The sequence below is a fragment of the Amycolatopsis coloradensis genome, from assembly GCF_001953865.1.
In the GTDB taxonomy this organism is placed as follows: domain Bacteria; phylum Actinomycetota; class Actinomycetes; order Mycobacteriales; family Pseudonocardiaceae; genus Amycolatopsis; species Amycolatopsis coloradensis.
On sequence record NZ_MQUQ01000007.1, the window covers coordinates 140,269 to 162,959 of the forward strand.

Consider the following 22,691-nt stretch of genomic DNA (forward strand, 5'->3'; position numbering starts at 1 on the left):
CTTTCGACGCTGCTAGTGGCGGTGACGGTCGTGTCCGGCGCGTGCGCGCGACCGCAGCCCGACAGGACCGATCCAGCGTCGGGCGCAGAGGCCACGACCATCGCGCCGGCGCCCGCGCCGTCCGCCGCAGGGCAGGCCTGCGCCCAGTTCGTGACCGCGGCCCTGTCCGTCGACGCGGGCGCCGACTCCGGCCCCGGGGACGCACGCGTACGCGCCGCCAACCAATTCGGCGTCACAGGCCTGGCGGAGCAGCTCGGCGGCGAAGGGCGGGACAACACCTGGAACCTGCTCGCCACGCACCGCGCACACGTCCAGGTCACGACCGAACCTGTGGGCGACGATCCGCCCCCTGTCCGGGACGACCAGACCGGGGCGGGGGTCAAGATCACCAGGGTCGCGATCGCCGGGGAATGGCGCCAGGAACTCGACCCGCTGGTCGCCTACTGCTCGCTGCGTCGCACCGGCTCGGAATGGAAAGTCTCCGGCCTCACGCTCTCCGATGCCGCCGAGCACGGAGCTGGCGGATGAGCAAAAAGGCCACCATCGTCATCGCCGCGGCCTGCGCCCCGTTGCTCGTACTGGTGTTGACTGTCCTGCTGGTCTTCGGCGGAGCGGGAGCCAACAACACCCAGATCAACAAGGCCTCCGGCGGAATCAGCCTGGACTTCAGCGCCGAGTCCGTTCCACAGTGGGCGCAAGGCCCGATCACCGCAGCCGCCTCGACCTGCCCGGAGATCACCGCGCCGATCCTGGCGGCGCAGATCGAGGCCGAGAGCCAGTGGAACCCTAACGCCCACAACGCTTCTGGGGCCGACGGGCTGGCGCAGTTCATGCCCGCGACCTGGGCACAGTGGGGCCTCGACGGCGACGGTGACGGCCGCGCTGATCCCCGCAATCCCGCTGACGCGATCAAGTCCCAGGCCGGATACATGTGCTACCTGGCCGACTTCGTCAAGGGACAGCCCGGACTCTCCGGCGGCGTGACCGACCTGGCGCTGGCCTCCTACAACGCGGGACCGGGCAACGTGAAGCGGTACCGGGGGATTCCGCCGTTCACCGAGACCATCAACTATGTCGCCAAAATCAACAAGCTCGCCACCACGAAATACGGCACCCCCAAACCGGGCGGAGGGACAGGCGGAGGCGCCGGTCCTGCCGTCGCCGGCGCGGCCGGACCCGTCATCGAAGCCGCCCGATCCCAGATCGGCCTTCCCTACGCCTGGGGAGGCGGGTCTCTCAACGGCCCCAGCGGCGGCTCCGCCCCGGACGTCGGGGTCGTCGGCTTCGACTGCTCAAGCCTCGCCCGCTACGCCTACTATCAAGGCACCAACGGCAAAGTCACCCTTCCCCGCACGTCGAGAGAGCAGTACAAGGCGACGCAAGGCCGCGCCGTGCCGGTAGATCAGCTCCAGCCCGGAGACCTGCTGTTCTGGGGCAAGACACCCGGCTCAATCCACCACGTCGCGCTGTACATCGGCGACGGCAAGATGATCGAGGCCCCGGAGTCGGGAAAGAAGCTGCGGGAAACCCAGGCACGGACGTCCGGCGGCGACTATCTCGGGGCTACGCGAGTGCTGGAGTCGGCCGTCCTGTAGTTTCCGCGCCCATTTGAACACTTTCCGCGACAGATGACCACCGCATGATCATCTGATCAAGTAGTCCGGAAAAAGCCAGGTCAATGGCTCGCGGTGGCACCCAAGGCTGCACGGGAGGAGGTACCGATGCTTACGAAGCCTGGGAGGATCGGCGCTGCGAGGTGATCAAGTGGCGCGGAAACCGCAGGTCGGCTGATGCGAAATGGTCAAGTTCAAGCGGAATGTACACGTCCTGTAGCCGACGTGCCCGAGGATCGCGGTCTTCTAGGGGGCTGCTTCCTTCGCGCGTTCGTTCCGTGCGAGCTTGTCGACGATCCGAAAGCGCGTTCCGCTCATGACGATGGAGGTGACGTCACAAACACGGCCCTGCGGGTCCGTGGCCGTATACAGGAGACCAATGACCGGCACGCCCAACGGCATCGCCAGCTGCTCGGTTTCCTCCGGCGTGGCAACGCGCGCTCCGGCCTCACGAGTCCAGCTCAGCGGACTGTGCCCGTGTTCCTCCAAGCGTCCGTAAGTCCCGCCGTCACCGATGTCGCCGGCGCGGAGCACCGGGATCTCTTCCACCAGACTCAACGGCAGATAGGTGGACGCGAGCATCCGACGGGAGTCGTCAGCTGGATCGAGCATCAGGCACTCGCGGACCAGCACGAGGTCGTCGACGTCGACACCGAGCAGCCGCGCGACATCCGCCGGGGCTCGCCGACGCCCGACAATCGTCGGCTCAGGCCGGAAGGTCTTGAACACCTTGCTCAGCCGATAGGAACTGCCGTCGAATTCCACAATCGAGCCGAGGTCGATCAGCTCATGGGCTAACGGTTTCAGGACGATCGTCCCATGACGTCTTAGTCCCCTGACTAGACCTTGGGACTGAAGTACATCGAGAGCGCGCGAAATCGTGTTCTCGTCTACACCGAACGCGTCGGCGAGAATGGATCGTTTAGGAAGCATAGAGCCTTCGGGATACACGTCCTGGTGGATCTGCCGACTGATCGTGGCCGCGATCTCCCTAAACGGTGGCACGCTCCATCCCTCCCGTATCCCGCTCTGTCGGGCAAAGCGATAAACCTAGCTTTGTCCAACTCTATGCTTCCTCGAAAGCGGAGGCGAGCATCGGGTCCCTGGCGAGCTCCGCCACGCGGGTTTGCCCGAACGTGAGTCACGATCAGTTCATCCCGGCTACCGCGGGCGTCCTCGTGGTTGCGTATCGGGTGCCGGAGCGTGGTGAGTGCGCGTGGTGGGCGGTCCGTCGAGCCCCCGGGTGATGAGGGACTGCCCGGACGCTGCCGGAGTGATCAGCCGTTCTGCCTCCGCGCGGACGCTGCCGGAGGCGAGTTGGGCCGTGCGGAGAACGTCATCGAGGTGCTGCCCGCGGTCCTGTGCCGCTGCTCGCATCACTGCGCTGGCCTCTTGCGCTCGCTGATAGAGGGAGGCTTGAATCACCACGGAGATCGTGCTGTCGTTAACGGCGCCAGGCGGGTGGCTGGCCAAGATCATGAGATCGTCGCCCGGTAGGCCTTCTCCGAACCGGGCCGACAGCTTTTCTGTTTCCCAGGCCACGGTGATGGGGTCGATCGGCGTCGGTGGTCGTGTGGAGGCGAGGGCCAGAATCGCGCGCCAGGTGTTGGCATGCGCCGGCGAACTCGTGAAGTCCTGCGGCTCGAACCGCTCGAGCAATTCTGGGCGCGGCTCTCTCAGCGCGGCGCCGATCATGCGCAACTCGGACCGTTCGACCAGGGTGGGCGGCGGCGGGACAGCCGGTGGGGCCGGTGTCTGCCGTGGTTGGACCGGATCGACGGTGTCGAGCCGCCCTCGTCCGGCGTGGCGGTCCATCTGAGCTCTGATCCCGGAGAGATCTTCTCGAAGTGCTATGTCGGATTGCTGGAGCGCTGCGACGGTCGAGGTTCCGGATACGTTCTCTCCGGTGGCGACCACTGACTGCATCTGGAGTGACCACTGTTCGATCTGGCGCCGAGCTGAGCTCTCCAGCACCATCCGGCCGTAGCGGGCGTGCTGTGGCGTCGCGCTCGGTGGCGTCGCGCGGTACAGCTCCGTCAGCAGACTGGAGAATCGCGCCGCATGCGCTTCAGCGCCTTCAAGGACACCGACCTTGATCTCGAAGACGTTGTGGATGATCGCGTCGCGTGTGTCCGGTGAGCGATCCGCGCCAACCAGCTCGCTTTCCGACACGGACCGCAGCCGCCCCTGACGGTGCAACCCCTGCAGCGCCGAGTACACCGCCCGCAGGTCCGGATCGGCGAAGTCGTGTGGCTGCAACCAGGCCTGCACGTCGGCCAGCCGGTCCGGGCGGTTGAGCAGGGCGCCGACGACCGCCCGCTCTGCCAGCCGGGTCGCACCGCTCACCGGGACCGGCGAAGTCGGCGTCGCCACGGCCGCGCCGATGGAGGACGGTGTCGCGGTGGGTGAGGCGGCCGTGCCCGTCCGGCGCGCCGCCGGACCAGTGCCCGGCGTCGGCCCGCAACTCGAGGTCGACGGCGGGCCAGGTTCCGGTGGTGAGCAGGACCGCGCCGCGGTTGCGGGCGCGCTGGGAAAGCCGCCGCGCGAGCGCGGGGGAGGCGTCCCGGCACACCGCGGGCCCGAGCACGACGAGATCGACGCCATCGAGCAGGGCGCCGAGCACCGTCGGCAGCTCGGTGGCGCGGGGCCGGGGCAACAACGCGAGCCTGGTCAGGTCGACACCGAGCTCGGCGGCGGCCGCGAGCCCCAGACCTGGCATGCCCGCCACGGCGGCCCACGATCCTGTGCTCGTTGCCTCGGCCAGCAGCGCTAGCAGCAGCGAGGTCGAGCCGTGAACCGCGACGGTCGTCCCCCGACGTAGTGCGGCGATCTCCGCAAGCGGTGCGGCGACAGGTAGCGTGTCGCCGGAGGCGAGGGCGGCGCTCTTCGCGTCGGCAAGGACCCGGGCGGTGCTGATCCCGGGCAGCGCGGTGAGGCGTGCGATCGCGTCGGCTGACGTAGTCGTCACGACACACCTCCCCGCAGATCAAACCCCTCGCAAGGCTCTCCAGGGGGCCATGCGGGGAAGGCACGGTCCACCGGGTCCTACGCCACCGAGGGTTTCCTATTTCGAACTCATGTTCGATGAAATTCGAAGGCAAGTCAACTCGCGGCTGGGGAAGTCACTGTGACGATCCACGCTATCTGTCCCCTCCGGCGGGTCTGATCCTGCAGGTTCGCCTGAAGCGGATCACGGTTGCTGTCACCGGCTGACCACGCCAGCTGTCACCAAGAGGTCGTTGACGATCCGGCGCGTCGGTCAGATAGATACTTCCGTGCGACTCGAACGGTAGTATCCAGGTATGACGATCATCTGGACCGAAACGACCACTGCCCCCACCGTGTCCAGTCGGGAGGCAAATCTTGATCCCGACCACACGATCGGCGACATCTACACCCGCACCTGGGAGCGAGAACGTCGCGGCATCCGGGAACTCATCTGGCTCTATGTGGCCCACTGGGGCTCCGACGAGAAGTACCTGACCCGCTGGGAGTACGAGGCGTACGACGGAGACGAAGTTATCGCGGGCTGGACGAGCGACGACGCCGTGATCGTCAGCCGCGGCAACCCCAACACTGAGCGGCTGATTGCCGGGAAGACACCGGATGACCTGCCGGACTACTCGGCCGGCTGCGGCGGCTGTCCGGCGTGGGGTTGGACGATGGTGGACGTCGCCGAGTATCGCGGCTTGGCCAGCGCCGACAGCGCGCGCCGCTGGATCGCCGAGCGGTCAGGCGAGATCGGCATCATCTCCCGAGATGTGGAGACCGGGGCGAAGATCATCAACGGATGCGACGTAGTGCGCGTGGCCAGGTCGATGGTTGGCCGGGGCAAGGGCGGCGGGCGACCATCCAAGACGACCAGCGTCTGACGGGCGAAAGAGCAGAACTGACGACGCGGGCGATCTCGTCGGTTCGCCGCCAAGGACGCCTGTCCTGGCTGGTCGACGGCCTCACGTTCAGCACAGGTGGTCACCTGTGCGGTCGCAGCAGCGAAAACGCGACCGTTCCGCGCTCTCAGGTGACAGATAGCGTGATCAGATGGCAGACACTTTAGGCGATATTCATGCAATCTGTGTGGAATGCGGCGGAATTTAAGACTCTATCGGGCCGTGGTGACTGCATGGTTTCGCGTAGGGCAATGAGTCAACCCCGTTGCTAGTATGGCGACTTGGTGCACTGGGCTGAACCTATTTCGGCCCACCCCCCGCCGTTCTGGCGAAGAATCGAAGGCAAACCCACCTGCCGCTGTCTATGTCCCAGTTCACATGAAATTCGTGGTCTGCCCTATTTGTCGGCCCGTTCGCGTGCTGATAGCCGTGCTGTCCGTATACGTTGAACTATCCGACGACGCCCCTCAGGGGGGCTGCCTGGTGGCTTTGACGAGCCTCAGGCTCGTGCGGCTACCGTAAGTGGTGTTGCAGAACTGGGCATTGCACTGCGTCTTCGATGCCGCTGAAGCTGTCGATGGAGTCACGATCAGAAGCCCCCAAATACTTGCCGCGCCAACCATCACGAATACAACGTGGAAACACCTACGGCGCCGATCTTTGCGGCTTCCTCGCTTTTAGGTCGGCAGCAAGATAGTCGGCGACGATTCCGGGTAGATCTTTGGTTCCGGCGTGATGATCGACGCGTTCCGTGTGGACGCGATGTACACCGCGTGCGCTGCGTCGTCGGCTAGGTCGGATAAGCGCCCACACGCGGCGCGGACAGCGTCGGCGGCCAAGGGAACGATGCTGAGGACTTGCAGGTCAGCGATATGGTCAGCTAAGCCGTACCGCTGTCGGCCCGCACGCAGCAGCGACAAGGCGGGAACCAGGAATCGGGGCTGGCGATCAAGGATCCGGACGACGTTGTCGACATCATGCGCGATGCCGAACAGCATGCGTGCGAGCACGACATTGCCGATGCCAAGTGCTTCGATGGATCCACGGTCCAGAACGTACTGTCTTGTCACGCGATCTTCGCTGCGGCTTCCAGAGCACTGGGGTCGCCCGCATCAAGCGCGTTCAGGCATTGCAGTCCGAGACGAACGTCCTCGTCGGTGAACGGGCGGTACCCGATTCTCACCAACGTGCGCCGGGTCTGTTCAGCAAGCGCATCCATCATTCCAGGCTCTGCGGCGATGACCTCGGCGCTCGTCTGGTGCCGTTCAGCCGCCAACGCGGCCAGTCGCTGCGAGGCAGGCACTGTGTCTGCTGCCTCACGCTCGACTTTACGAGCCGCGTTGTTCGAATCCATGCTCCCAAGGATATCTCCTCAGCGCGGGGAACACGAGCGCAACGCACGCTGACCTGTCCCGCGCCCCCGTTACAGCGTGTCAGTACAGAGAGCAGTACCGACAGTGGCCAGCGGGAGAGGTGACACACAGGGGCCGGGCGACACACTGTTCCCTGGCCGACATGGCGTAGCAATAGCGGCACCGCGAGCAGAACGACGACCACAAGGAACAGCCACCTCAGGCGCAGCAGCTCCTGGATTCGGGGCCGGCGGGTCGGAGCCGTCCGCCGTGAATCGCCGCAGAACCTCGGTCAGGTCGGTGTTTCGTCAGCGATCTTCCCTCGTCTGTTGCACATATGGCCCAGGCCAGTGGCAGCACCGCTACGAGGACGAGCACGGCCTTCTTGAACCGCCACAGGTCTGCTGGCCGCCGTGCGGCCAGCAGTTCGTGCGCTCATGAGGCTGCGAGCGTACTGGCCCGGCTGATCGGCCGTCCCCGATCCGGTGGGATCAATTCAGGGTCACCGGGAGGGACGCGAGGCCGCGCAGGGTCACCGTTCTCGCCCAGTCCGGGTCGCCGGCGAGCGTGAGTTTCGGTGCGCGGCGGGCCAGTTCCCGCAGCGCGATCCGGGCTTCGAGGCGGGCGAGTGGTGCGCCGAGGCAAAAGTGCACGCCGTGGCCGAACGCGAGGTGCCGGTTGGGTGTTCGGGTGATGTCGAAGGTGTCCGGGTCGGGGTGGGCCTGCGGGTCGCGGTTGGCCGCGCCGATCAGCACGATGGCCGACGCGCCGGCGGGCAGGTCCACGCCGCCGAGTGTGGTGTCGGTCAGGACGGTGCGCTGGGTGAGCTGGACGGGCGGGTCGTAGCGAAGCGTTTCCTCGATGGCACCGTCGATCAGGGTTTCGTCGCGGGCGAGTGCCGTGTACTGGTCGGGGTGGCGCAGCAGGGCGAGGACGCCGTTGCCGATGAGGTTGGTGGTGGTCTCGTGCCCGGCGACCAGCAGCATGGTCAGGGTGACCAGCAGTTCGCCCTCGCTGAGCCGGTCGCCGTCCTCGTCGGAGACGGTCACCAGCCGGGAGAGGAGATCGTCGGCCGGGTTCCGGCGGCGTTCGGCCGCGAGGTCCCGGAAGTAGGCGATGAATTCCCGGCGTGCGGCCTGGGCCGGTCCGGCGATCGCTTCGGCGACCTCCGGCGGCAGCAGCGCGGCGGGGTCGAGCGCGCGGGCCATGGCAGTGGACCAGGCCGCGAAACGCTCGCGGTCGGCGAGCGGGACCCCGAGCATTTCACTGATCACCGCGACCGGCAGCGGCACGGCGAGCGCGCTCATCAGGTCGGCTTCGCCCTGCTCGATCGCCTGCCCGATCGAGTCTGCGACCAGCTCCTCGATGCGGGGCGTGAGCCCTTCGACCACTCGCCTGTTGAAGGCCTTCGCGACCAGTCCCCGCAGCCGGGTGTGGTCGGGCGGGTTGAGCGAGAGGAACGCCCGCACGACGCGGCCCTGCGCGTCGACGGGATGGTCGGGATCGTCGTGCTGGGCGGGGTCACCGTGGACGATCTTCTCTGGTTCCGGGTGCCCGAAGTCCTGGCTGCCCAGCAACTGGGTTGCCTCGGCGAAGCCGGTGACCAACGCGAAGGTCTCGGTGAGTTTCGCGACCCGCGCCCCTTCCCGCATCTGCCCGAACAGCGGGTAGGGGTTCGCCCGGACCTGCGGGCTGACCAGGGCGGCCATCGCCGCCTGGATCGGGTTGGGCGCGGCGTCGGGCGTGTCGGGCATCAGGTGGTGTGCTTCCTTGTCAGCTGGGAAGGGCGGAGGGCCGCTTCATGAGACGCGCGACCCGTTTCAGCCACGCTACCGAAGCGGGCAGGGTGTCACCTGCCTCAGGCGCGATGACGACGTCGGTGCGATCGGGGGTCTCGCCCCGGCTGTGGCGGTCCAGTGCGTCCCGCCATGCCACGGCGTCGACGAAGGCGGCGAGGTCTCCCTCGGTGAGGCCTCGCTCGCGGCCGATCTCCAGTGCGCGGGCGGCGACTTCCGGCCGCATGTAGCTGCGGACCTGGCTGCGGCCGTCCCAGATTTCCACCACCCGCCGCCGGACGGCGCCTTCCATGTCCCACAGCGGAAGCGGCCTGGGTAGCCGGATGTGCGGCATCGGTTCGGTGAACGCCATCCATAGTGGACGTAGCGTCCACCATGCCTGAGCGTGCCGGATCCACTGGATGACCGCCGACAGCCCCGGCCCGAAAGCCGGAAGGCTCAGCCCGACGAGAATGAGTAGGACGGCCGCGAGGATGGGATAGAGCTCCACTCGCGCCTGGTGATAAGGGTTGTAGCCCTGCGCGAGTACCAGGATGTAGGCGAAGTGATGAACGCCGTAGGCCAGTGCGATCCACGATCCGACCGTCAAGGTGGCCAGACCGCGCCGGAGCCACGGTTTGTCGGCGGTACGGGAATAGCGCCAGGCCAGCTGGGACATGGTGAGGAAGGCCGCCACGAGCCCGCCGCTGTAGGCCAGGACGGTCGCCGTGGCCCAGGGCTGGTCCTGGTACTGGACGTCGCTGAAGTCCGGGGCCTCGACGACCTCGGTCACAACCCACGCGATCGTCATCGCGACGGTGAACCCGATGATGGGCCCGAAGTAGCGCACGAGCGACGGGCGGGGATTCCCTGCCGGATAGACCGACAGCCAGAAGAACGCTTCGAACGCGATCAGTGCGCCGAGGATCAGCAGGTGTTGCACGAGATACAGGGCGGCCAGCCCCAGCGGAAGAATGCCGGGCAGCCCCGCCGCCAGCGACAGCGTGAGCCCGATCATGCCGATCAGGACGGCCCACTTCGCGGGTCGCCGTGGCGAACGGATCAGCTCCAGCAGACGGTAGAGCACCATGGCGGTGCAGATCGCGATCAGGATGTGTGTGAGGCTCATTGGATTCTGGCCCGCTCCAAGGTGATGGCGAGACGGTCGACGGTGTCGGCGTCCGGTCCGCGCAGTACTCGCGGCGGGGCCAGTGGCCGACGGCCGAAGTGGCGGGACAGGAGGGAGGCGGCGTATTCCGCCTCGAGTTCCTGGCGATCGCTGTAGGTGTCACGGTGCAACGGCGCCGCCAGACCGGAGTCATCGGTGCCGGGCGTGATGCCCAGAGTGACGGCCAACGCGGGCGAGACCGCGCCGGCGAGATCCACCCCTTTGTGGCCGAGCAGGATGTGGCCCAGCTCGTGCAACACGATCTGTTCCTCGTGCAGTTTGGTCGTGTTCCGGTCGAAAATGATGACGTCGACGGACTGCATCGGCTGGAAGATCCCGAGCGGCCCCGCGTTCGGCAGGTCGTAAGGGATCAGTTCGATCGGCCGACCACGGTGCTCGGCGACCGCATCGCAGAAGGTGGCCAGGTCCCACACCGTGTCGGTGTCGAGCGGATGGGGCGCTCCGATCTCCCGGAGGAGGTACGCGATCGCCTTCCGGACCTGCCGGTAGTGCAGAAGGCGCTTCCACCAGGAGCCGGTGGATCCCTTCACGGGGTGTTCGTGATGTCTCGTCGGGGGAGATGGCACAGCGTCCTGCCAGCGGTTTCAGGGCCAGATGATCCCGAGGAGACTAACCAGCGAACCTGCGGGCCGGAAACGTATTCACGAGATCCCGCACGATCACGACGGGCTGCCCTCGTCCGAGCACACGATCCGAGGCAGACGATTCGGACGTCGCGCACTGGTGGTGATCCCTACGCCACGGAGCGGCACCGCTGGCACCGACAATGTCGTCTAGCAGGAGATATGGGCACTTCATGGACAGGCTGGCAGGCGACGCCCCGACGGGTGCGCCCTGTGTTGCCACGGGCTTGGACGCGCCGACGGAGGGCACACCGGACGGGATCGAAGTGGCCTAAATCACCCTGCGAGGGGCCGGTACCGAATGGTCGAATTCGCTGGCGTGACTCGCCGGGTCGTGGCTGTTGTCTGCTCGGGTGCGGGATGACCTGACCACGGTGAGGCGACTACGGAGCTCGTAGCCCGGTGGCGTACCGCGTCGAGCCGGACCCGCGCGTCCTGTCCCAGATCAAGACCCGGCCCGGTGACGCGCTGCCCGAGCTGGCGGCCGTGTACGACTTCCTTGATCTCGCGCCCTGGGCGGACCCGCCCTACCACGCGGCCAGACCGAAGAGCCCCATGCGGGTGCAGCCGTTAGCCGGTGGTCGCGACCCGGTGGTCCACCTGGTCCTCGACGACCAGGACCGTGTCGAGGTCCTCACGGTCACGTGGCTCGGCTGGACTCATTCAGCCGCGGCGACCAGCACCTCACCAACCCACTCACTCAGCGCTTCGCGCGACCGGTCACGAGGTCCGGCGTCGACCAGCGCCTGAAGCCGACCCGACCTCGGTCTCACCATGGCCGCCGGCCAGCGCTGCTGGGCATAGCCGGTTGCGACCACGATCTTCGTCTGCGCCGTGCCCCGGCCCCCCTGGGGTCGCACCCCTGCCCGCGCCTTGATGAGCTTGCGCCGGGCGGTTCCGTAGGTGAGGCCTTGTTCCTCGGCTACTTCGGTGATGCTGGCACCTTTTCGGTACTGCCTCACCATTCCACGCGAGGCAGGCGCCGCCGCCGGACCGGTCTGCCGGAGCTGGACACCGTATCGGAGGAGGCGCAGCCGCGTCCCGTAGTAGGTCATATTCCGGACTTCGGCGATCTGCGTGATCGTCGCACCCGCGCGATAGTCTCTCGCGAGTTTCTTCCCGATGTCGTTCAGGTCGATACTGATGCGATGACTTGCCGCCCTCAGCTCTTCCGCCATCACGAAAATCCTACGAGTGGCATCGAGGTGCTCGGCTAGCTTTTCCTCTCCCAGCCTTGTCATCCGCCAGTGGGTGTGCTGGCCGATCCTCTTGTATTCAAGATATCCACGGGCGCGAAGTTTCGCTAAACCACCGGACAGGTGTTCCGCGCCGGTGTGCATTGCGACGCGAAGGCTGGCATATTCATGCCACGTGCGGTCCATGAATGTGGCTGCAATAAGCAGGTGCAGGGGAGGAAAGAATGCTGGATCTATCCCGGACGCGTAATCGGATTGCGTCAGCCCCACCGGCTTCTCCATCTCCGTCTTCGTGATGCTCATAGTTCCTGGCGCTGTCGAGACTGACGGTGGGATGTGAGCGCGGAAAGGCCGTCCTGAACCGAGTCGAGAGGCGCGCGATAGTGACGATGGGTTTCCCGGTGCGGAACCGATGGTGACGCGCAGCCGCGGTCTGACCGGACTCGGCTGGCGTGTGTCATCCCGGCAACGCCGGGTCGCGCCGACTGTGGAGCTCGTCTAGCGAGTCCGCGAACCACAGGCGGATCTGACGGCGGGCGGCGTGATCGTCCGGTGCCGCGTAGGCGGGAAACGCCGGGCCGATGAGGTTGCGGGCGGCCGCGATCGCGTCAAGGCCCTCCCACACCGAGACGATCACCGGTCCACTCCTCTCTGCCGCGTCGGCGGCGCCCACGCCTGGCGGGCCGTGACCAGGGAGAAGGTCGGGGTGGCACCGGTCGATGAGAGCCGCGCCGGTGACGACCGCGCGGTCGCAGCGAACGAGGTCGAGACCGGCAAGGTCGAGTTCGTGCAGGATCATTCCAACCTGCCGCCGCCGGACGGCGGCCCGAGTGCACAAGACGAATGTCCGTTCGAGCGGCGGTGGCGGGTTGTCGGGGTGGTAGGCGAACTCCGGGTCCATCCTGTCGTGCAGGTAGTGCTTCTCGATCGTCTTGGGGGTGCGGTCGAGGCGACGGCCGATGGTGTGGAACGTCAGCCCGTCGCGGTCGTGCAGGATTTGGATCAGGCGCCGGTCCTGATCGGTGACCCGTGGTCTGGGCATCGACGTCTCCTGATGGTTTTCTCGCTCGCGGCCTGCGAGTTCTGTCCGAGTGGGAATCCGGGGGTCATTCGCCGGTGGCAGTGTTCACCTGTGGCTCACTCGTAATCTCTTTCGGTGCCTGCTGATAGCGGTCGAAGGGCTCCTGCAGCTCCTGCATTTCTGGGTTGCTCGCGACCGCGGTCATGATTTCTCCTAGGGACGTGGGGGCGGCGACTCGGGTGTCGAGGCGTCGGAGTGGTGTGGAGATCGGGGAGCTAGTTTCGTGCTTTGCCCGACAGTTAGCGTGAGGCGATTGGAGACGCGGGGTGAGGTGAAACGGTGGGAGGTTCGGAGGGGTTCCGGCGGTGCCGGGTTTTTCCCGCCAGCGCGCAGAGGGTCACGCTCAGCACTGCGGCTGCGAGGATCAGCATGTGCCCGGGGCGAGCGGCCGGGGTGTTGGCGTGGTTGTTCACGCGATCGCCTGCGCGATGGGGGTGGGCCGTGCGGGAACGTGTCCGACCGCGGCGATGCTGAACGGCGCGCGCGGGGTGCGGGTGTTGTCCGGTAAGGGCCACCGTCGGGGGGTGGTGATCCCCGTCCCCGCCGGATAGAGGTCCAGGCCGGTGAGCATGCGTTCGACCTCGGCGTGGCGACGGGGTGTGGGGAGCGGAGGCAGAGTCTGTGCGTGGGCTTGGCACCACTGGGCGGTGGTCTCCCGCAGAGCGGTCCGCATGCCGGCGCGGGCAGGGGCCAGCAGCGGCGTGTCGGTCAGGACGGATATCGCCAGCCAGCTTCCCGGCGCCAGGCGCCGGATGAACCGCCGCGTCACGCTGCTGGTGTCGAGGCCGGGCTCGAGGTAGTGCAGCAGGTCGATCAGCAGCACGCAGACCGGTCGCTGGAGGTCGAGGACCTCGTGGTGGTCGAGATAGTTCAGCAGGCGCCCGACGGCGAACGCGTTCCGCCGCAACGAGAACGTGCGGCTCCACACGTCACTGTTCGTACGCTCAAGATGGATGATGTTGTTGGCGTGGACGACTTCGTCGTTGTCGACCATCACGATCCTCGGGGCGGGGTCGACCTTCGCGCGGGTGACGACGGTGTGAGCGGCGCTGGTGTAAACGTGGCCGGATCCCAGGTCGAGGAACTGGTCGACGCCGTGTGCCAGCGCCTCGCTGACCACGCGCGTGGTGAACGCGTCCCGGATCCGCACCGCCGTCCGGGTGTGGGGCGCGATCCGGCTCAGCGTCGCGGCGATCAGCTTGTCGCGTTCCCAGGCCCGCTTGCCGTCACGGTAGGTGTTCTCGATCCGCGCGGCCTGCGGATGGTGTGCGCAGGCCTGCCGCAGGCTGGCCCAGGTCCGCTGTGCCGTGGCCCGCCCGGAGGAGGTGTGCAGCGCGAAGCACCCGCAGGTGGTACGGCAGATGCAATGCTGAAGCCATGCAGCCAGGTCCAAGTCCGGCAGCGCTAGCACAGGCGAGCGCGGGAGTGCTGGACTCACGCGGCCTCACCCGCCATGGCCGAGATCGCGGTGACGGCACCGGCGAGATCGGGTACCGAGGTGACCCGGGGGTTGCCGCGCAGGTCGGCGGGCAGGGATTCGCGGGTGGTGACCAGGATCGCCGCGGCGCAGCCGGCGGCGAGCGCGCCGCGGATGTCGTCGTCGACGCGGTCACCGATGTGCACGATGTCGCCCACGCTGATGCCGTGGGTGGCGGCGATGGTGTTCCAGCCGTGTGGCTGGGGTTTCCGTGCGCCGAGCTGGAAACTCGCGAACATCCCGGCCAGGTGTTGTCCACAGCGGAGTTCGAGGTCCGCGAGTCGTCGTGGCCCCGCGATGCAGGACACGTTGGTCAAGGCCACCACGGGGGCGATCGCGGCCAGCCGCGGCAAGGCGGTGAGCGTGCCCGGGTAGGGGGTGAAGCCTCCGGTGTCCCAGGTCGTGGGCCAGGCGTGATCCGGGATGAGCAGCAGCTCCCGCACCTGCCGGGCGACCCCGGCTGTCAGCTCAGGCGTGACGTGCAGGAGGGCGCGGTCGATCTCGGCGGCATGCGTCGGCGCGGCGGCGATCTCGCGGAGCACGTCGGCGGTTCCCGGCCGGTCGAACGTGCCGAGGGTGTGCCCGACGTCGACGGTGATCAGCACGCGGTCACCGCACCGGAGGTGGTGGCGGTGATCCAGGCCAGGTGCGCGGTGACGTCGGTGAGGACCATCGGAACCTTGAAGTGGAGTTCCGCAGCCTGACCGCGGCAGATAAGAGCCGCCACCTCGGGCGTGCCTGTCTGCGTGGTGCCCGGCAGCGTGATGACGGGGTGCCCGGAGAAGCCGTGTCCGGGCAGGACGTCGTCGGGGACCGCGGCGCACAGCTCACCCGCGCCGACGCCGAGGCGCATGCCGCCGCGCGGATCGACGATCGTGGTGTCGAGCTGGCTGAGGGGCCCGGCACCCTCGTTGCCCTTGTGCCAGCCGAAGGTCCGCACGGTCTGGCCCACCTGAGCCGGGGTCGTCGCGACCCGGATCGGGGGCCCGTCGACGGGGTCGGCGAGTTCGACGAGGCAGATGTCGCCGACCGCGCCGGGGGCCTTCCCCAGCCGGAAAGGCCGGAAGGGCCCGGGTAGCGGGGTGTTGATGCGGCGCACGGTGCCGGAGTGCAGGTCGCGCCCGCCGATCCGGGCGTAGAAGTTCTTCTCGGCCACCGGCGGCTCGTCGCGCTTGCGCCCGATGTCGCTGAACAGGTGCGCGCACGTGAGGACCCAGCGGTCCGAGATCAGGACACCGCCGCCGCCGAGGCGGTTCTTACGATTCGGAGCGTCGTAGTAGAAGGCGACCGACCAGGGAACCTCGACGGTCAGGGGACCGAGGGCTGGCCGGTCGGTCAGCGCGTCGAGGGAGGCCTGATAGATACGGGCGCCGTCGCCACCGGCGACGGCCTTGCGGAGAAACTTGAGCACCATGACGTCCTTGAGATTGGTCCGGGCATACGGGTCACCGCTGGTGATCGCGGAATCGAGCCGCCGCGCCGGGTTGTCGAAGCGAGAGCGAGAGGGGAGCGGTGGATCGGTGACCGCCTGAGCTGGACGGTCACCGATCCACTGTGGAGCTATTGCGCGACAGTCAGATCAGCCTGGGCGATCCACTCGCCGCGTTTGAGCGCTTCGCGGATGATCCAGCCGCCGTACGGGGCGATCTCGGTGTAGACGGTGGGGCTGACGCATGCCTGGGTGAGAGAACGTGAGGCCAGGGCGACCACGACCCACTCCCGTCCATACCGCTGGATGGCGCCGCTGCCACTGTCTCCGACGCATGCGGTCCCGCCGTTCGGTGCGGTGCCGAGGCAGATCTCGGCCGCGCCGATCCCCGCCGCGGCACAGTCGGCCGGGGTGGTGATCGGGACCCTGAGCTGCATCAGCTGCGCCGGTGTCGGGGCACCCCAGTCGGCCGGGTTCGGCGTGTGCATGCCCCACCCGATTTCGAGGGCGGGGGTGCCGTCACGCGGAATACCGACCAGTCCGGGGCGCCCGGTTTTCACCGGACGGTCCAGTTCGAGCAACGCGATGTCCCAGATCTTGCCGTCCTTGTCCGGCTCGCCCCACCCCCACTTCTGCGGGAGCGTGATCGTCCGGACACCTCGGGTCACCCCGCCGAAGAACCGGTTGGTCGACTCGAACCGGATCCGATATTGCGCCGGGTCCGACGGGTCGGGCTGTGACTGCTGGTCACCGCGCGCGGTCGGCGCGGACATCTGCAGCGCACGCCACGCCGCGTCGCCCTGCTTGCCTGCCCGATCGAGGGCTGCGGCGGGCGGTGTGGAGACGCAATGCGCCGCGGTGAGCGCGAACTTCTCGCTGATCCGCGCGACACCACAGGTGTGCCAGTCCGGAAAGCCTTTCGTCGGCTTCTGGAGCGACCCGATTCCGGCGTAGGCGACCGGAGCCGGTTCGCCGCCGACGATCATGGGCGAGACGTCACCGTCATGTCCGGCGTCGGCCGCGGCGGCCGGCGCGGCGCCGAGCCCCGCGATGGAGATGCCCGCCAGCGCGAGCACGGCGCCGCGGACCACGCCTCGGCGGTGACGTCTCGATGTCGTGTGTGTCACTGTTTCCTTTCTATATCAGGGTTTCCCGCGCCCTCAGTGGATTCCGGGGCGCGATCACATCGCGGCCCCCGGACAGGGTCGGTGGCTGACTGGTAAGGGTGTGACGGCCGCGTCGGCGAGCCGCTGGTAGAGATCCGGTTCGGTGCCGGGGGTGATGGATTCGGCCATGAGCGCTTGGGGGGTCCCCTCGTCGTCGCGGAGTCCGGGTGCCATCACGATCCGTACGGCGGATCGCGTGGTGACGTCGACGAAGATCCGTTCGCGGTCCGAGCTGCGTTGCACGATCGGCCGCCCCAGCGCGGTGGACAGCCGGTCTCCGGCGTCGTCGCGGTCCAGTGCGGTGAGGTAGGTGACCGTGGTCAGCGGGCGGGTCAGCAGCGCGGTGAGGGCTCCGTCGACTACGTTCACGAGGAAGCGACCACCACCCGCGGCGCTGCTGCCGGGAAGGGTCACCGGCGCCGGGGACGCCGGGGGCGTCACGAGATGACCTTTTCCGCGACCACGCACCACGTCGGAAACCGTGGCTCCGGTGTGGTGCCGTGTTGTGACGTGAGCCGGCTGAACAGGGTGGTCACAGCTGGAGGCAGGATTCTCCAGCCGGGGAACCAGGTTGCGATGTCATCGCCGTCGCGTAGCACGAGCTCGGGTTCCACGGTCTGCCGGAAGAACCGTCGCAGAGCCCCCAGCTCGGCGGCTTCCGCCGTGCCCGCCGGGGCGGTGCCGAGGAAGTTGACCGCGATCACGCTGCCGACCGCGACCGCGTCGTGGTAGGCGCGGATCATGTCCTCCGGTCTGCCCGGCCAATGCGAGAGGTCACCGATCGTGACGCACACCGGTTCCGCGAGGTTCAGGGACCAGCGGTCGTCACCGTGTTCGGCCAGCAGTGGCGTGAGGACGTCGTGAATCGCTGCCGGGACCACGGCGGCGCGCCCGGGTTCGCCGGTGGTGGCGTTCGCTTCGAGGGCGACCTGCAGGTGCGCGCTGACGTAGACGTCGCGGGGGACCAGCACGGTTCTCGCCGCGGTCGTGTGGCGGCGGGCGATGGTGTGCGCGGTGATCAGGTGCGGCCCGGCGGGCAGCTGTGCCCCGACGTCGGCGAACTGGGTGATGCCCTTCGTGCCCGCCGCGTCCGCGATGACCCGGTCCCGGAACAGGCGCTGCGCCCGCAGGAACGCGACATAGCCGGGTGCTTCACGGTCGATCCGCCGGGCCAGTTCCTGGTCGATCAGGAAGTGACCTCCCGTCTGCGAAAGGTCCACCTGATGACGTTCGAGCAGTGCGGCGTTGACCCGGGTCGGGGTGGGGCGCCGCTCCTCGTCATCGAGACCGGGGACGAACCCGCGAGGCATGAGGAAATCGTGGCGGTGTGCCGAAGACATGACGGTGGCCGGTTTCTGTCGAGGAAACAAGGAAAGCTCCGGGGATCGACAGGATCGCCCGGCGTTATTCGTGGCTGGTGGTTGACCGAGCACGGCGGCCATCCCCAGCGCGCCGTCCACAGTGGACGGGTCTGTGCCGGTCCCGCCGTGTCCTGTGTGGCAGTGCACGTTGAGGACCGGGTCTTAGATGCCGGCGGAGAGCGTGGTGCGCGCAGTCAGGTTGATGACCGGAACCGGACGAGTGACGTCGGGATCCTGCCCGGGGAGCACGGGTGTCGCGAGGTGGTGTTCGACGATCTCCCAGTGGGCGAACAGTTTTTTCGTCTTCGCCACTGAGCGCGGCAGCAGCGGTGTCCAGGTGTAGGCCACGAGCAGGTGGCCGACCGATTGCAGCCGGCTCGCAGCCCTGGAGGCGGGCCGGGGGGCGACGACCTGGGTGATCGACATCTGGCTTCCGTGGGGAAGGTATCCCCACAGGTCGATGATCACGTGCTCGGGGTAGTAGGCGTGCTGCAGCGTGGAACCCAGCAGCACGCAGACGGGCTCGTCGAAGCCGAAGAACCGGTCGTGGCGGGCGGCGAGAACGCACCCATCGATTCCCGCGCCCGCCGGATCCAACCACATCACCTGGTCGCGGCCCGTGCAGGCCGCGGCGAGCCGGGCCCGCACACCCGCATCCCCGGTGATGTACAGGACACGGAAGTCCTGCCCGTCGGGGAGAGCGTTCCGGACGACGTCGTGCGCGAGATCCGAGGGCGCCAGGCCCGGTTCGACCACGACGAAGTGCCGTGTTCCCGAGCGGGTGGCGGAGCCGATGACGGTGTCGCGGTAGTCGTCCTCGGCCGCGATGGTCGCCGGGAAACCAGGCTCGACCCCACGGATGCCGGCGACGGCATCCGTGGCCGTCGCACTGGGCACGCCGGTGATCAGCCCGGCGCGGACCTCGGCGAAACTCGGCTTCGCGCGGGAGTCGGGGACATCCATAGGGGAGGACAGGGGCGGTAGGTGGAGGTAGCGGTCAGCCATGACAGGTCGTGCTTTCCAGGAGATTGTGGTCGGCGGCGGGGTCTCGCGTCCGACAGCGGCGGTGAGCGGTTACGGGCCCGGGGGCGATCAGGGAGCTTTCTCCGGTGGGGTGTCAGCGTCTGCGGCGTACCGCGGCGAACGGGCCCGGCGGGGTGTGGCGTGACCCGCGTTCGCGCGAGGACCTGTATGTCCGCTAGGGAGGACGACTCGGTCACCGGGATTGCGCAGCATCGGAGAGACCGCAAGCCCGTTGCAGGGAATGGATTCCGGGTCCAGGTACGGGCATACAGCCCCGCATCGAGCCGGGACTGTATGCGCCGCCGCACGGATTACGCGGATTCGGGTTCGTACTGGCCGCCGAGGTGCTCGGCCAGGAACCGCTCCGCCCTGGCATAGAACGTCAGCCTGTTTGCGGGTTTCTCCAGCCCATGGCCTTCGTCGTCGAACAGCAGGTACTCGGGAGGTACGCCGTTGTCCCGCAGCGCAGCGACGATCTGGTCGCTTTCAGCTTGCGGGACCCGAACATCGTTGGCTCCCTGCGCGATCAGCATCGGGATCGTCATGGTGCCGGCGTTGAAGTACGGCGATCGCGACCGCAGGAATTCGGGCTCGGTGTCCGGGTTGCCCACCTGCGCGTACATCTGGGCGGTCATCGGGGCCCAGTAGGGCGGTATCGCACGCAGGAGCGTCTCGAGGTTGCTCGGCCCGCACAGGGAGATGGCGCAGCGAAATACCTCGGGGGTGAACGCCGCGGCGGCCAGGGCCGCGTATCCGCCGTAGGAGGCGCCGTAGATTCCGATCTTGTCCGGGTCCGCATATCCGGACTCCACGGCGAAGCTGAGGGCGTCCAGGAGGTCGTCGTGCATCTTGGCGCCCCATTCGCGGTGACCGGCGGCGGTGAACGCCTTGCCGTAGCCGGTCGAGCCGCGGAAGTTGACCTGAATGCACAGGTAGCCACGGTCGGCCAGCCACTGGGCTTCCGGGTTCAGCCGCCACGTGTCCCGCGCACCCGGTCCACCATGCACCAGGAGCACGGCCGGGAGCTTCTCGGCGTTTCCGGCCGGGAAAGTCAGGTATCCGTGGATCTCCAGGCCATCGCGGGCGGTGAAGGAGAACGGCTTGACGGTGTTCAGCCTGGTAGCGAGACGGGGGCGGTCATGGAACAGAAATTGTGCTCGGCTGGTGGCCCGGTCGTACACGTAGCTGGCGGTCGGTCCGTCGGCATGGACGAAGGACACGACCCATGAGTTGTTCGCGCGGTCGGTGGAGACGACGTGCAGGTCTCCGTCATCGACAGCGGACAGCGTGTCCAGGTCGCGCTGGATCTCGGGGGTCAGGGCCTGTGTGTGCAAGCGGTCACGCTGGAACGACACCAGGACCGGCAGTTTCGTCGAGTCATCGACGAGGACTGAACCAACGTCGTAGGTCGGGTCGTCGGCGACGACCTCTCGCTCGCCGGATTCCACGTCGATCCAGACCAACCGTGTGGCGTTGACGTCCGCTGACGTCTTCACGAGCAGCCGGCGACCGTCACCGTCGAACCCGAGCGGCTCGGTGCTCGGAGCGTCGATCATGTCAACCGTCAGCACGGGTCGCCACTCGCCGTCGACCTCACGCACCATGATCGTCCGGCCGCCATCCTGGTCCGACCGGACGCCGGCCCGCACGTTCAGCCGGCTGTCGGCCACGAAACCGAGAAACCCCGGGTTGTCGAGGACCTTGACCAAGTCGCCGGTCGCCACGTTCAGCTCGTAGACATCGTGCAGACGGGGATCGGTCTTGTTGAGTCCGACCAGCACTCGGTCGGTGATCTCGAGGTCCTGGGCAAGCACTACTGCTTTGACACCGTCGAACGGTGTCAGGTCCCGAACCTCGCCGCTACGCACCGCTACGGCGTAGAGGCGCGAGTTTTCGTCGCCGCCCTGATCGCGCAGGTAGAGGAGGTGGTCGCTGTCCGGCGCCCACGCGTACTCGCGGATGCCTCGGTCGCGATCGGCCGTGACCGGCCGGGCATCGCCGTCGGTGTCGACTGGCCTCACCCACAGGTTGAGCACGCCCTCGTGCGGGGCGACCCACGCCAGCCACCGGCCATCCGGCGAGATCGACGGCGTTGTGTGCTCAGGGTTGCCGAACAGATCGACACGCGGAATGACGTTTCCTGCACCCATCTTCGGGTGCTGGGCCGTACTGGTCACGTTACGAGTTCCCATCTTGGTTGGATATTCGGGTCTGTGTCGCGGGCAGGTCAGCTCGACCAGTCGCGGAAGACGAGAGCGCCGCCGCACGTGTGGCGCGCCTCGGTGACAGCGATGGTTGGTGTGCCGGAAGTCGAACCGGGTGTTGGTGTGGCGTAGGAACTGGGTGGCTGCGTCGACGACTGACGTGTGGTCTGTCCGCCGAGGCAGTGACCTAGCTGGGGAAGCCCTGTTCTGAGCCGCCGCAGCGTGTTTCCAGGGGATTGTGGTCGGGCTGCGGAGGGTGTCGTGTCCGGAAGGGACGGTCCGGCGGGGAGGCGGCGGCTGCCGGCGATTACGGTCGCGGGGGCGCGATGATCAGCGTCGCCATCTCGATGCGCCGGTCGAGCGCGCCGTAGCGCTGCATCAGGTCGGGCACGCGCTGCAGCTCCGGCAGGGAGGGATCACTGCGGAAGTAAGGGACCGTCATCAGCGCCGCGGTGCCGGCGTCGATATTCAGGTGTCTGGTCGCGATTGTCTCGACCTCGACCGGGTTTGTGTTGGCGAGGTCGGCGGCGGTGCGCATGGCCCGCTGGAATCCCGCGATCGCGGCGCCGAGCCCGGCCGCCCGGTCCTGGGTGACGGCGTAGCTGCCTGTCGGGAAGTCATGCGCTGAGGTCGCCGGTCCCGCCGGGTCGATCAGCGGATACAGGTTCTCTTTCTTCGCCTTCGTCAGGACGGGCTCGGGCAGCAACGCGGCGTCGATGTCACCCCGGTGCAGCGCGGGGATCATCAGCTGCCAGTCCAGGTTCAGCCACGTGACCGAGTTGGGGTCGGCGCCGTGATCGAACATGAGGGACTTGGTGAGCGTGTCACTCACGCCGTTCGGTGCGTTGCGTCCGAGTTTCTTCCCGGCCAGGGCGGCGACCGACGGCACCGAACCGTCGTTGCGGGTCATGATCCGCATGCTCTCGGGTCTCGCGACCGCGGCCTCGGCGATGATCTTCAACGGCAGCCCGCGGCGCACGGCGGTGACGATGGCGATGTCACCGGCGTAGGCGATGTCGGCGTCACCGCTCATCAGTTTGGTGATCGCGTCCTGCCCACTGGAGGAGGGAACCAGCGTGACCGCCAGGTCTTCAGCTGCGAAGAGGCCGTGGCTGGTCGCCAGGTGCAGGGGTGCGACGTCGGTCAGTGCCAGCGCGGCGACCTTGACCGGTGTTTGCGGACCCGGAGCCGGATCGGAGTCGGCGCCCAGCAGGCCGCACCCGGAGGCGAGGACCAGGACGCCCGCGCCCGCCAGCGCGCGACCAGAGGCGCGGCGGGAACCACGAAACATGCGGCGAGTGCTCATCGAACT

Annotated in this window: 22 protein-coding genes; 4 read left to right on the forward strand and 18 right to left on the reverse strand. The window is 67.7% G+C overall.

Annotated features, from left to right (window positions below):
• Positions 1–21 precede the first annotated feature (21 nt).
• Positions 22–528, forward strand: a complete 507-nt coding sequence (locus BS329_RS15765) for a hypothetical protein (protein WP_143253061.1) — start codon at positions 22–24, stop codon at positions 526–528.
• The gene (locus BS329_RS45180; RefSeq protein ID WP_076161415.1) at positions 525–1,595 is read left to right on the forward strand and encodes a C40 family peptidase; all 1,071 of its coding nucleotides are present in this window, start codon (positions 525–527) and stop codon (positions 1,593–1,595) included. Before BS329_RS15765 ends, BS329_RS45180 begins: the two co-directional genes overlap by 4 nt.
• 264 nt (positions 1,596–1,859) lie before the next feature.
• Here BS329_RS45180 and BS329_RS15775 read toward each other — a convergent pair whose 3' ends face one another.
• Positions 1,860–2,618, reverse strand: a complete 759-nt coding sequence (locus BS329_RS15775; RefSeq protein WP_076161417.1) for a GntR family transcriptional regulator — start codon at positions 2,616–2,618, stop codon at positions 1,860–1,862.
• Positions 2,619–2,774: 156 nt separating this feature from the next.
• Complete coding sequence (locus tag BS329_RS15780) at positions 2,775–3,959, reverse strand: DnaB-like helicase N-terminal domain-containing protein (RefSeq protein WP_158075791.1); 1,185 nt, start codon at positions 3,957–3,959, stop codon at positions 2,775–2,777.
• Between the two features lie 37 nt (positions 3,960–3,996).
• On the opposite strand from BS329_RS15780, the gene BS329_RS45510 reads away from it, so the two are divergent.
• Positions 3,997–4,386, forward strand: coding sequence for a hypothetical protein (locus BS329_RS45510; RefSeq protein ID WP_076161423.1), 390 nt, complete (start codon positions 3,997–3,999; stop codon positions 4,384–4,386).
• 529 nt (positions 4,387–4,915) lie between these two features.
• Entirely contained in the window at positions 4,916–5,485 is a 570-nt protein-coding gene (locus BS329_RS15790; protein ID WP_076161425.1) for a hypothetical protein, read from the forward strand.
• 695 nt (positions 5,486–6,180) lie between these two features.
• Here the strand turns inward: BS329_RS15790 and BS329_RS15795 are convergent.
• From BS329_RS15795 to BS329_RS15870, 16 genes are all read right to left on the reverse strand, one after another.
• Positions 6,181–6,573, reverse strand: coding sequence for a PIN domain-containing protein (locus BS329_RS15795; RefSeq protein ID WP_076161427.1), 393 nt, complete (start codon positions 6,571–6,573; stop codon positions 6,181–6,183).
• Complete coding sequence (locus tag BS329_RS15800) at positions 6,570–6,857, reverse strand: hypothetical protein (RefSeq protein ID WP_143253063.1); 288 nt, start codon at positions 6,855–6,857, stop codon at positions 6,570–6,572. Before BS329_RS15800 ends, BS329_RS15795 begins: the two co-directional genes overlap by 4 nt.
• 489 nt (positions 6,858–7,346) lie before the next feature.
• The gene (locus BS329_RS15805; protein ID WP_084749792.1) at positions 7,347–8,609 is read right to left on the reverse strand and encodes a cytochrome P450; all 1,263 of its coding nucleotides are present in this window, start codon (positions 8,607–8,609) and stop codon (positions 7,347–7,349) included.
• 19 nt (positions 8,610–8,628) lie between these two features.
• Positions 8,629–9,759: an MAB_1171c family putative transporter gene (locus BS329_RS15810; protein ID WP_076161431.1), complete on the reverse strand. Its 1,131-nt coding sequence runs from the start codon at positions 9,757–9,759 to the stop codon at positions 8,629–8,631.
• The gene (locus BS329_RS15815; protein WP_076161433.1) at positions 9,756–10,349 is read right to left on the reverse strand and encodes a M48 family metalloprotease; all 594 of its coding nucleotides are present in this window, start codon (positions 10,347–10,349) and stop codon (positions 9,756–9,758) included. The genes BS329_RS15810 and BS329_RS15815 overlap by 4 nt, the downstream gene beginning before the upstream one ends.
• Before the next feature lie 752 nt (positions 10,350–11,101).
• The gene (locus BS329_RS42580; protein WP_076161435.1) at positions 11,102–11,941 is read right to left on the reverse strand and encodes a hypothetical protein; all 840 of its coding nucleotides are present in this window, start codon (positions 11,939–11,941) and stop codon (positions 11,102–11,104) included.
• Between the two features lie 154 nt (positions 11,942–12,095).
• Complete coding sequence (locus BS329_RS15825) at positions 12,096–12,680, reverse strand: helix-turn-helix domain-containing protein (protein WP_076161437.1); 585 nt, start codon at positions 12,678–12,680, stop codon at positions 12,096–12,098.
• 448 nt (positions 12,681–13,128) lie between these two features.
• Positions 13,129–14,157 (reverse strand): SAM-dependent methyltransferase, encoded by a 1,029-nt coding sequence (locus BS329_RS15830; protein WP_084749794.1) that lies wholly within the window; start codon positions 14,155–14,157, stop codon positions 13,129–13,131.
• Entirely contained in the window at positions 14,154–14,801 is a 648-nt protein-coding gene (locus BS329_RS41885) for an HAD hydrolase-like protein (protein ID WP_084749796.1), read from the reverse strand. Before BS329_RS41885 ends, BS329_RS15830 begins: the two co-directional genes overlap by 4 nt.
• Positions 14,795–15,610: a trypsin-like serine protease gene (locus BS329_RS15840; protein WP_076161441.1), complete on the reverse strand. Its 816-nt coding sequence runs from the start codon at positions 15,608–15,610 to the stop codon at positions 14,795–14,797. The genes BS329_RS41885 and BS329_RS15840 overlap by 7 nt, the downstream gene beginning before the upstream one ends.
• A 146-nt stretch (positions 15,611–15,756) precedes the next feature.
• Positions 15,757–16,752 (reverse strand): S1 family peptidase, encoded by a 996-nt coding sequence (locus BS329_RS15845; protein WP_143253064.1) that lies wholly within the window; start codon positions 16,750–16,752, stop codon positions 15,757–15,759.
• Positions 16,753–16,806: 54 nt separating this feature from the next.
• On the reverse strand, positions 16,807–17,232 hold the full coding sequence (locus tag BS329_RS15850; protein WP_076161445.1) for a hypothetical protein: 426 nt from the start codon (positions 17,230–17,232) through the stop codon (positions 16,807–16,809).
• Positions 17,229–18,101, reverse strand: a complete 873-nt coding sequence (locus tag BS329_RS15855) for an SAM-dependent methyltransferase (protein WP_158075793.1) — start codon at positions 18,099–18,101, stop codon at positions 17,229–17,231. The genes BS329_RS15850 and BS329_RS15855 overlap by 4 nt, the downstream gene beginning before the upstream one ends.
• Before the next feature lie 213 nt (positions 18,102–18,314).
• Positions 18,315–19,115: an SAM-dependent methyltransferase gene (locus BS329_RS15860; protein WP_076161449.1), complete on the reverse strand. Its 801-nt coding sequence runs from the start codon at positions 19,113–19,115 to the stop codon at positions 18,315–18,317.
• A gap of 371 nt (positions 19,116–19,486) precedes the next feature.
• Positions 19,487–21,367, reverse strand: a complete 1,881-nt coding sequence (locus tag BS329_RS15865) for a S9 family peptidase (protein ID WP_208619218.1) — start codon at positions 21,365–21,367, stop codon at positions 19,487–19,489.
• A gap of 319 nt (positions 21,368–21,686) precedes the next feature.
• Complete coding sequence (locus BS329_RS15870) at positions 21,687–22,685, reverse strand: ABC transporter substrate-binding protein (RefSeq protein WP_076161453.1); 999 nt, start codon at positions 22,683–22,685, stop codon at positions 21,687–21,689.
• Positions 22,686–22,691: the final 6 nt, after the last annotated feature.

Excerpts from the sequence above, each read along its gene's own strand:
- BS329_RS15800 (WP_143253063.1), bottom strand. The coding sequence starts at position 6,857 with ATGGATTCGAACAACGCGGCTCGTAAAGTCGAGCGTGAGGCAGCAGAC.
- BS329_RS45180 (WP_076161415.1), top strand. The coding sequence starts at position 525 with ATGAGCAAAAAGGCCACCATCGTCATCGCCGCGGCCTGCGCCCCGTTG.
- BS329_RS15840 (WP_076161441.1), bottom strand. The coding sequence starts at position 15,610 with ATGGTGCTCAAGTTTCTCCGCAAGGCCGTCGCCGGTGGCGACGGCGCC.
- BS329_RS15855 (WP_158075793.1), bottom strand. The coding sequence starts at position 18,101 with ATGCCTCGCGGGTTCGTCCCCGGTCTCGATGACGAGGAGCGGCGCCCC.
- BS329_RS15825 (WP_076161437.1), bottom strand. The coding sequence starts at position 12,680 with ATGCCCAGACCACGGGTCACCGATCAGGACCGGCGCCTGATCCAAATC.
- BS329_RS15860 (WP_076161449.1), bottom strand. The coding sequence starts at position 19,115 with ATGGATGTCCCCGACTCCCGCGCGAAGCCGAGTTTCGCCGAGGTCCGC.
- BS329_RS15810 (WP_076161431.1), bottom strand. The coding sequence starts at position 9,759 with ATGAGCCTCACACACATCCTGATCGCGATCTGCACCGCCATGGTGCTC.
- BS329_RS15805 (WP_084749792.1), bottom strand. The coding sequence starts at position 8,609 with ATGCCCGACACGCCCGACGCCGCGCCCAACCCGATCCAGGCGGCGATG.
- BS329_RS15790 (WP_076161425.1), top strand. The coding sequence starts at position 4,916 with ATGACGATCATCTGGACCGAAACGACCACTGCCCCCACCGTGTCCAGT.
- BS329_RS15870 (WP_076161453.1), bottom strand. The coding sequence starts at position 22,685 with ATGAGCACTCGCCGCATGTTTCGTGGTTCCCGCCGCGCCTCTGGTCGC.
- BS329_RS45510 (WP_076161423.1), top strand. The coding sequence starts at position 3,997 with ATGGAGGACGGTGTCGCGGTGGGTGAGGCGGCCGTGCCCGTCCGGCGC.
- BS329_RS42580 (WP_076161435.1), bottom strand. The coding sequence starts at position 11,941 with ATGAGCATCACGAAGACGGAGATGGAGAAGCCGGTGGGGCTGACGCAA.
- BS329_RS15865 (WP_208619218.1), bottom strand. The coding sequence starts at position 21,367 with ATGGGAACTCGTAACGTGACCAGTACGGCCCAGCACCCGAAGATGGGT.